The following is a 9770-nucleotide window of genomic DNA, read 5'->3' as shown; positions in this document are numbered from 1 at the left end:
GCGGCGAGGGAGAGGCCGGCGGCCTGGAGGATGCCGAGGGCGGAGTTGTCCTCGGCGGCGCCGTAGTCGTCGGAGGGGGTGCCGGCACCGATGATGGCGAGGTTGCGGCCGGGGGAGGGGTCGAAGGCGTACGTCACGGGGTCCTGCTTGACCGAGATCGGCCGGCCGAGGAGGGCCCGCGGCGGGCGGCTCGCGACGACGTCGCCACGAAGACCTCGGAGGGTGGCGAGGTCGTCGATGAGGTGGGCCGGGCGGCTGCCGTCGAAGACTGTCGGGGGAGTGATCCCGGGTGCGCGGCCGAACCAGGTGTCGCGGAGCGCGGCGAGCCCGGTGTCGTCGGCGGCGGCGACCATGAGCGTGTGGTTGGCCTCGGGGGTCCCGTAGTCGAGGTTGAGGACGGCCTCGCCGCGATAACGCAGCCGGGCGGCGGCATCGTTGTTCTGACCGAAGGTGGCCATCGCCTCGGCCGGCGAGTTCTTCAGCCCGATCCGGATCGGGAACTGGGAGAAGACCCCCTGGGCCGCGGTCACCAGAGTGCTGATCCCGGAGATCGACTGGGAGGCGAGGATGACGTGGATGCCGTAGGAGCGGCCACGACGCACGATCTGCTCGAGCACCTTCGCGGCCTGGGTGCCGACCCGGTCGTCGGCGTCGGCCAGGAGGAGGTGGAACTCGTCGATGACGAGCACGATCCTGGGCATGACCGCCTCGGGGTTGGCGGTGCGATAGCGGGCGATGTTGTCACCGAACGGCTTGAAGAGTCGGGCGCGGCGTACGAACTCTGCTTCCAGCCAGGTCAGCACCGAGAGACCGAAGTCGCGATCGGCCTCGATGCCCAGCACCTTCGCCTGCGGCAGGAACTGTGGCGAGCCCGGCGTTGGCGCCATCGGGTAGAGGGTGACCCCCTCCTTGAAGTCGAGCAGCAGCAGCGAGAGCTCATCGGGCGAGTAGCGGGCGCACAGCGAGTAGATGATGACCTTGAGCAGGTTGGACTTTCCCTGCCCGACGGCGCCGGTGATGAGCGCGTTGTGGCGCTGCTCGCGTTCGTCACCGAAGGTGACCTCGACCGTACGTGGGCCGGCGCGGCCGATGGCGAAGGTGATCCCGTCACGGCTCGACGTCGTCCAGGTCGAGGTCGGCTCGACGTCGGCGAAGGGGACGATCGGGAGGGCCAGCTTCTCGGCCTCGGTCACCACCTCGCTGGTGGCCGCGGTCGCCTCAGCGGTGGTCGTGTCGGGGATGCCGACCGCGAGCGACGCGTGACGCGTCCAGGTGACTGCCCCGGTCTCGGTGATGTGCAGCTCTTCGCCGAGGACGGTGACCTCGGCGGGGTCGTACCACTCCGGAAGCTCCGCGATCGGGTCCGTGTGGACGACGAACGCGATGCCGTGGCGTGGCGCGACCTTGGCCAGGGTCAGCAGCCGCCGGTGCTGAGCCTCGGTAACGCCTTCGGGATAGTTGTGCAGGCTGACCAGGGTGTAGCGCTCGATCGGCATGCCGACCTCGGTGCGGTGCTCGAGCAGTCCGCCTGCGTGCCCCTGCAGGATGCTGCCGACCCGGGCGACGTCGCCGGTGAGAGTCTCGATGATGTCATCGAGGTCGCGGGCGGAGTGACCGGTACGGATCAGGTCGTCGGCCACGTCGCCGAGCTGGGTGAACGGTGCCAGCGGGTTGGCCAGGCGCGGGTCGTACGCGACCAGGGCGAGCTCGCCCGGTGCGGTGTTCCGCAGGGCCTCGACGGTGATGCCACGGGTGACCGCTGTCGCCGGCTCATCGGGACCGGTGAGCACGATGTTGCCCCCACCCAACAGAGGCAGGACCAGCGGGACCTCGACGCGGGAGTGGACATGGGTGCCGGCGGTGTCGACGGTGAGCAGCCCGAGATCGACGGTGTCCGCCACGGCCAGCGCGCCCTCGCCGCTCGGCCGGGCCGCAGCGGCGGCCTGGTCGCGAGCGTTGTAGTAGGCCGCCATGACCGTGTTGCCGGCCTTGGTCTGCGCGATCGCGGTCTCGCGGGCGAGGCGGGTCTTGGCTTCGGCGTACGCGTTCTGCTGCTCGGCGTTGGCCCGCTCGAGGTCGCGGTTGAGCGCGCCGAGCGCGGCAGCGTGGGCCTGCTTGAGATCCTCGGCGGCGCGGGCGACGCGGGCGGCAGCGTCGGCCAGGTTGATCTCCTCGCTCATCAGCGTCCTGCTGGCGCGTAGGGGCCGACGACTCGCGCGTTGAGCTTCCACTGGTGCGGGAAGACGTGGGTGAAGAACACGTAGCCGATGCCGGCGTTGGCCGCGAGACCGGTGAACAGACCGAGGGTGTCGCCGAGAACCCCGGAGAGGACGAACCAGATCACCCAGGCGCCGAGCAGGAGCCACAGCAGCAGCCACCCGACCGCCTTGCCGCTGGGCATCAGGAAGCGCCGCTTCTTGGCCGCTGCCGCGTTTGCCTTGGCCTGGTCGAGGAACCTGGTGACTCGGTTGGACAACGGCCCGAGGCTCTCGACCTCGGCGACTCGGCTCTCGATGTGGTCGATCTGGTGCTTGGCCGTGAGGTAGGTGCCACCGTCTTGGGTCACGGTCATCGCGTCCTCGCCGTCGCGGAGCAGAAGAAGGGCCAGCCCGTCGCGTACGTCCTGCTTGTTGGGGTGCTCGGCAGCCAGCTCTCGTGCGGTGTGCAGCGCGTCCTCGTTGCGCCCCTGCTCGATAGCTGCCCAGGCGGCCCGGATCCGCCAGTAGGGTTCACCGGGCTCCAGGATGGAGACCCGCTCGAAGGTCTTCTCGGCCTCGGCGTACCTGTCCTCGGCCAGATAGACCTCGGCGAGGTTGCCGACCACCTTCGGCTCGGACGGAGCGCGCCGATTGGCCTCGGTCGCGGCGAACTCGGCGTCGCGGAAGTCCTGCGAGGCGAGCGCGACCGCGGACCTGACAAGCCAGCCCTCGATGTTGTCCGGGGCCACCCTGGTGGCCTCCATCGCCGCAGCGCTCGCATTGCGCAGCGCACCATCGGCCAGGTTGGCACGAGCCGTCTCGATCCACTCGACGCCGTCGTTGCCGGCCGTTGGTCGGGTCGACTCAGGCTTCGGGCGCGGCTCGGGCGTGGGCGGTTGCTCCGGCTCCGCGGACCGGGCGGCGTCGTAGCCCTGCCGGGCGGTGGGATCGGTGAGCGCCTTTTCGGCCTCCCCGATCAGCGCGATCATCCGCTCCGCGTTCGAGCGCTGCTCCAGGTTCGGCGACCCGGCCTGCTGACGGTAGCGACCCCTGGTCTTACGGATCGCCGCCCGGATCTGGTCCGGGTCTGCCGACGGGTCGATGCCCAGCAGTTCGTAATAGTCGACAGCCGCCATCCCCGAGGTCCTACCTGTCCATTGACCGAATTGGTACGCGGCCAGTTAACCGTGCCGTAGGCCACCCCGTCACGCACATTGGCCGACGTGGCATGTTCGAAGCGGACCGGTGGTCTCGACAGGCTCGACCACCGGTGTCAGCTGACGGTGATGGCCCGCATCCTGGACTCGGCCTCCTGGACCTGGGCTTCGGTGAGGTTCGCGACGCGGTCGACCTCGAAGGAGCCGAGGGGGGTGCTGGTGACCAGGTCGATGACGTCGACCTCGATGGTCTGGTCGATGTCGTAGCGGTAGGTGATCCGTACCGGGGAGCCTTTGGGGTAGGCCGGGATCGACAGAGTGCTCTTGCCGACCTCGACCACGAAGGCGGGGTCCGCGTCGTCGCCCTGGGTGACGCGTACGTCGAGGTGGGTCTGGCTGTCGTAGAGGGTGGAGACCACGGTGCTGTGGTCGGCGGGGACCTTGGTGTTGCGGGGGATCACGACAAGGTTGATCTCCCTGGTCTGATCGTCCTCGTCGACCACGATGACTCCCAGCGCCTGGGAGGTGATGTCGGAGACGCGTACGTCCCGGCCGGCCCACGACTCCACGCTGGTTCCCGGCGCCGCAGGCTCGGCGTCGGACTGGGCGGGGGCCGGATCGGGTGAGCCGCCGGTGTTGCCGGCTGCGACCTCCATCGCGGCCTGGATCGCAGCACCCAGGGCGACGGCCTCGTCCGGGTTCACCCCGCTCTCGGCCTTCTTGCCGGAGAGCTTCTCGACCATCTCCCGGATCATCGGCATCCTGGTCGAGCCGCCGATCAGGACGACATGGTCGACCTGCTTCCAGCTGGTGCTGCCGGCGTCGAGCACGTCCTCGACCAGCTCCTGGGTGCGGTTGAGCAGGGACCGGCAGGCGGTCTCGAAGTCCTTGCGGGTGACCGCGACCCGATAGGGCCGTCCGCCGATCGTGACCTGCACGTTCGTCTTGGCGACCGTCGTGAGCGACCGCTTCGCCATCTCGGTGCGTTCGCGCAGCGCGGCGATCGCGTCGAGGTCGTCGAGCACATTGCCCGCGCCCTGCCCGGCGAGCTCGGCAGCGACGTGCTCCATCAGCGCGTTGTCGAAGTCGAATCCACCGAGGTTGCGGTCACCATCGGTCGCGACCACATCGAACTCGGTGCCGTTGATCCGCATCAGCGTCACATCGAAGGTGCCGCCGCCCAGGTCATAGACCAGCACCGTGCCGCTCGTCTGCCGGTCCAGGCCATAGGAGAGCGCCGCCGCGGTCGGCTCGTTGAGCACCCGCAGCACATTGAGGCCGGCGATCCGCCCGGCATGCTTCGTCGCGGTGCGGCGGGCGTCGTCGAAGTAGGCAGGGACGGTGATCACCGCGTCGGTCACCGGCTCACCCAACGCCAGCTCGGCGTCTTGGCGCAGCCGCTTGAGGATGATCGCGGAGACCTCCTCGGCGGTGTAGCTAGTGCCGGAAGCGGAGTCGAAGCGCCAGTGCGGATCACCCATGTAGCGCTTCACGAACTGGACCACATCCTCTGGCGAGGTCCCCGCGCTGGACCTCGCCATCGTCCCGACCAGCGGCTCGTCGCCGTCGCCGAAGTCCTGGAACAGGACCACCGAGGGCGTGATCGGGTCGCCGTCGGCGTTGAGCAGGATCTCCGGCGTACCGTCCGAACGCAGCACCGCGACTGCTGAGTACGTCGTCCCGAGATCGATCCCTACAACCTGCCCCATCCGGTCCTCCCCGAGCCTGGCCCACGTATGCGTCGTCTGACGAGTTGACAGTCTGGCCGCCCCGAGGTGGGAAGTCACGCACCGAGGGAGCGAGCAGTTGAGCGTCGAACTGGGGCGAACCGCTAGATTTCTCTCGTGACCGCGCAGCAGACCCCTCCGTACCCCTCCCACTGGGAGGCGGACGTGCTGCTGCGCGACGGCAGGACGGCGCACATCAGGCCGATCCGGTCGGCGGACAAGGACCTGCTGGTCGACTTCTACGACCACCGGGTCAGTGACGAGTCGAAGTACTACCGCTTCTTCTCCCCGATGCCGCACCTGTCGGCGAGGGATGTCGCGCGCTTCACCGAGGTCGACCACAAGGACCGGGTCGCGTTCATCCTGACCCTGCGGGGCCGGATGATCGCGGTCGGGCGCTATGACGTGGTGCGGCAGGGGGAGGCCGAGGTCGCCTTCCTCGTCGAGGACGACTACCAGGGCCGGGGGATCGCGCAGATCCTGCTCGAGCACCTGTCCCAGGCCGGGCGCGAGCGCGGGCTCACCAAGTTCACCGCCGACGTGCTCCCCGACAACGCACGAATGATCCAGACCTTCCGCGACGCCGGCTACAAGGTGGCCAGCGTCTATGAGGACGGGGTCATCTCGCTGCAGTTCGGGATCGACGTCACCGACACCGCGGTCGGCCGGCTCGCTCTGCGCGAGCACGAGGCCGAGGCGGCCTCCATCAACCGCTTCTTCAACCCCCGCTCGGTGGCGGTCATCGGCGCCAGCCGCCGGCAGGAGACCATCGGACAGGCGCTCGTACGCAACCTGGTGATCGGCGACTTCACCGGCCGGGTCTACATGGTCAACCCCAGCTCCACCGCGGTCAGTGGCATGCCGGCCTACAACAGCGTCCAGGACATCCCCGACGACGTCGACGTGGCGATCGTCGCGGTGCCCGCCGACGCCGTGCAGGACGTCGTGCTCGACTGCGCGGCCAAGGGTGTGCACGGGCTCGTGGTCATCTCCAGCGGCTTCGCCGAGACCGGCGAGGAGGGCCGCCAGCGGCAGCGCCGGCTGGTGAACCTGTCCCGCTCCTACGGGCTGCGGCTGATCGGACCCAACGCGCTCGGCGTGATCAACACCGACCCGCAGGTCAAGATCAACGCCAGCCTCGCCCCGACCATGCCGCCGCGCGGCCGCGCCGGGTTCTTCTGCCAGTCCGGTGCGCTCGGCTCCGCGATCCTGGAGAAGGTCAACAACCGAGGCCTGGGCCTATCCACCTTCGTCAGCGCCGGAAACCGTGCCGATGTCTCGGGCAACGACCTCCTCCAGTACTGGGAGGAGGACGCCTCGACCGAGGTCGTGATGATGTACCTCGAGTCGATCGGTAACCCGCGAAAGTTCTCCCGCATCGCCCGCCGCGTCTCCATGCGCAAGCCGATCGTGGCGGTCCGCTCGGGACGTACGACCCAGGGTGTGCCGATGGGACACGCCGTCCGCAAGATCAGCGCCCCGCCGGCGGCGGTCGACGCGATGTTCCGCCAGGCCGGGATCGTCCAGGTCGACACCCTCGACGAGATGTTCGACGTCGCCCAGCTCCTCGCCCACCAGCCTCTCCCGCGCGGGCGACGGGTCGCCATCGTCGGCAACTCCGACGCCCTGGGCCTGCTCGCCGCCGACGCCGCGGTGTCGGTGGGACTCCAGGTCAACAAGCAGGTGCCGCTGCCGACCGAGCCGAGCGCGGAGGACTTCGAGGATGCGCTCGACGCGGCCATCGACGACCCCGAGGTCGATGCGGTGATCTCGGTCTACATCCCGCCGCTCAACGTCTCCGGCGAGGAGATCGCGAACGTGCTCGCCGCGGTGGGGGAGCAGTCCGACAAGCCGCTGGTCACCTCGTTCCTGGGTGCTGAAGGTGTGCCCGAGCTGCTCCGCGTGCCCGACGTCGCCGGGTCGACGGCCGGCCGCGGCTCGGTGCCGTCCTACTCCTCGGTCGAGTCCGCCGTACGCGCTCTGGCCAAGGTCGTGGAGTACGCCGTCTGGCTGCGCACCGCCGACGGCGACACCCCGTGGCTCGCCGACGAGGACTGCGACCCGCGGACCGCTCGCAAGATCGTCACCGACGTGCTCGCCGCGCGCCCCACGGGCGGAGACCTGAGCCGCGAGGACCTGACCATGGTGCTGGCCGCGTACGGGATCAAGCTGTGGAACACCCACCGCGTCAACACCCTCGAGGAGGCGGTCTCCGCCGCCGAGGACCTCGGCTGGGGCGTCGTGCTCAAGGCGACCGTCGAGAGCGTCCGGGAGCGGCCCGACCAGGCCCACGTCGTACGCAACATCGACGACGTCGACGAGATGACCGAGGCCTGGGAGCAGATCACCGAGCGGATCCCGCCCGAGACCGGCGGCTTCGCCGTGCAGCGCACCGCCCCGCCGGGCATCCCCGTCGCGATCCGTTCGATGGAGGACCCGCTGTTCGGGCCCGTGGTCTCCTTCGGCATCGCCGGCCCGATCACCGAGCTGCTGGCCGACCGGGCCTACCGGATCCCGCCGCTGTCCCAGCGCGACGCGGCCTCGATGGTGCGTGAGATCAAGGCGGCGCCGATGCTCTTCGGCTACCGCGGCGGCGACATGGTCGACGTCGACGAGATCGAGCGGCTCGTCCTCAAGGTCGCCCAGCTGCAGAACGACCTGCCCCAGATCTCCTCCCTCGACCTCTCCCTGGTCCTCCTCGGGCTCGACGCCTCCGCCGTCCTCACCGCCGGCGCACGGGTCGACCTGGTCGCCGATCCGCGCTCCGACTGGTTCGTACGCCGCCTCAACCCGGCAGTGGGCGACACCCTTCCTGGCTAGGCGCTCATGGCGCCCCGTGGAAGTATGGGTGTCATGAGCACCCGCACCGAGGATCTCGATCGCGCTGACGAGCTGCGCGCCGAGATCGACCGCACCGGCTACTACCCCGAGGTGGTGGCCGACTGCCTCGCCTCCGCTGTGGCGGGGGAGAAGGTGGTCTCCTTCTTCCTGCACCACGAGCCGACCTTCGACCGTGACGAGGTGCGCCGCCACCTCTCCGTGCTGGTGCTGACCCCGTCGCGGCTGATCCTGGCCCACACCGACGAGCACGCGGGCGACGACCTGCTGCCCGAGCCCTACACCTCGACCTCGACCGAGGCCGTACGCATCGACTCGGTCGCCTCCGTCGTGGTGACCCGGATGATCGCCAACCCGACCAGCGGCCCGAGCAAGGCCGCCGAGGCGGTCATGACGATCGGCTGGGGCGGCGTCAATCGCGTCGATCTCGAGCCCGCCGGCTGCACGGACCCCAACTGCGACGCCGACCACGGCTACACCGGTGTGCTCACTCCTGACGACTTCTCGCTGCGTGTCTCGGCCGCCGCAGACGGCCACGACTCGGTCGGCCGGATGCTCGCCTTCGCGGAATCGCTCTCGGCTCGCACCCACCGTCGGTGACCGGGTTCGTCGCCCCCGCCTACGGGGAGCGTTCACTGGGTGATGTCCTGCCGGCGGTCGCTGCCGCGATGGATGTCCCGTTGGGCACGTCTGAGGCGCGACCCGGCCTCGAGCTGCCGTCGGCCGCGGCGTACGTCGTCTTTCTCGTCGACGGCATGGGCACCAACCTGCTGCGCCGCTACGCACACGCAGCGCCGTTCCTGGCCTCCCTGGCCGAGGACCAGATGCCGGGTACGGCCGGGGTGCCGTCGACGACGGCGACGAGCCTGACCTCCTTCGGCACCGGACTGTCGCCGGGCGGGCACGGGCTGGTCGGCTACACCTCCCGCATCCCCGGCACCGAGCACCTGCTCAACGCGCTGCAGTGGCGCAAGGACGTGGATCCGGTCGAGTGGCAGCCGAACCAGACGGTCTTCCAGCGGTTGGGTGAGGCCGGTGTGCCGGTCACGGTGATCAACAAGCGGGCCTTCGGCACCTCGGGGCTGACCGTGGCCGCCCATCGTGGCGCCGAGTTCGTCGGCGCCGACCGGGTGGGCGAGCGGATCGCGTCGGCGGTCGCGCTCTCGCGGGTGCCGGGGTCGCTGACCTACCTCTACGACGGCGACCTGGACTGGACCGGTCACAGGTACGGCGTCGCCTCCCTGCCCTGGTTGCAGCAGCTCTCCATGATCGACGCCGAGGCCGAGCAGTTGCGTGACGCCCTGGACCCCTCGGTCCGCCTGCTGGTGCTCGCCGACCACGGCATGATCGACTCGCCGGCCTCGTCGCGCACCGACATCGACGACTTCCCCGAGCTCGGGCACGGCGTCGCGCTGGTCGGCGGCGAAGCCCGTTTCCGGCACCTCTACTGCTCCCGCGGTGCGGTCGACGACGTGGTCGCGTCCTGGTCGGAGACGCTGGGGGACAAGGCCGACGTGATGACCCGGGAGATGGCCATCCGGCGCGGCTGGTTCGGCCCGGTCACCCCCTCGGTGCTGCCACGCCTGGGCGACGTCATCGTCGCCTCGCACGGCGAGCACGCGGTCGTCTCGACGAGCCTGTTCCAGTACGAGACGACTCTGGTGGGGCTGCACGGTTCGCTGACACCAGACGAGATGCTGATCCCGCTACTCATCTCCTGACGCGCTAGGCCCTAGGATTCCCGCGTGGCTGAGCTGACCTTCTGGACCGGGACGATGGACGCGGGGAAGTCGACCCTCGCGCTGCAGACCAACCACAATCACGCGACCCGCGGCAGGCGCGGCCGGATC

The 9770-nt window shown here is 69.7% G+C and carries 6 protein-coding genes; 3 read left to right on the top strand and 3 right to left on the bottom strand.

The window, feature by feature from the left end; translation table 11 throughout:
- The 3 genes from ACRDPS_RS21320 to ACRDPS_RS21310 all read right to left on the bottom strand — a co-directional run.
- Positions 1 to 2180, bottom strand: a 2180-nt coding sequence (locus ACRDPS_RS21320; RefSeq protein WP_431503669.1) for an FtsK/SpoIIIE domain-containing protein, incomplete at its 3' end; no start/stop codon positions are given.
- Complete coding sequence (locus ACRDPS_RS21315) at positions 2180 to 3334, bottom strand: tetratricopeptide repeat protein (RefSeq protein WP_431503668.1); 1155 nt, start codon at positions 3332 to 3334, stop codon at positions 2180 to 2182. The genes ACRDPS_RS21320 and ACRDPS_RS21315, both read right to left, overlap by 1 nt.
- Before the next feature lie 137 nt (positions 3335 to 3471).
- Positions 3472 to 5064: an Hsp70 family protein gene (locus ACRDPS_RS21310; RefSeq protein WP_431503667.1), complete on the bottom strand. Its 1593-nt coding sequence runs from the start codon at positions 5062 to 5064 to the stop codon at positions 3472 to 3474.
- 135 nt (positions 5065 to 5199) lie between these two features.
- On the opposite strand from ACRDPS_RS21310, the gene ACRDPS_RS21305 reads away from it, so the two are divergent.
- The 3 genes from ACRDPS_RS21305 to ACRDPS_RS21295 are packed head-to-tail and all read left to right on the top strand — an operon-like array spanning position 5200 to position 9641.
- Complete coding sequence (locus tag ACRDPS_RS21305) at positions 5200 to 7902, top strand: GNAT family N-acetyltransferase (RefSeq protein WP_431503666.1); 2703 nt, start codon at positions 5200 to 5202, stop codon at positions 7900 to 7902.
- A gap of 33 nt (positions 7903 to 7935) precedes the next feature.
- A complete protein-coding gene (locus ACRDPS_RS21300; protein WP_431503665.1) occupies positions 7936 to 8520 on the top strand; it encodes a DUF5998 family protein in 585 nt (194 codons plus the stop codon).
- Entirely contained in the window at positions 8517 to 9641 is a 1125-nt protein-coding gene (locus ACRDPS_RS21295) for an alkaline phosphatase family protein (protein WP_431503664.1), read from the top strand. Before ACRDPS_RS21300 ends, ACRDPS_RS21295 begins: the two co-directional genes overlap by 4 nt.
- The last annotated feature ends 129 nt before the right edge of the window (positions 9642 to 9770 follow it).

It is taken from the genome of Nocardioides sp., from assembly GCF_050699375.1.
In the GTDB taxonomy this organism is placed as follows: domain Bacteria; phylum Actinomycetota; class Actinomycetes; order Propionibacteriales; family Nocardioidaceae; genus Nocardioides.
This window is presented reverse-complemented; position numbering and strand designations above follow the sequence as displayed.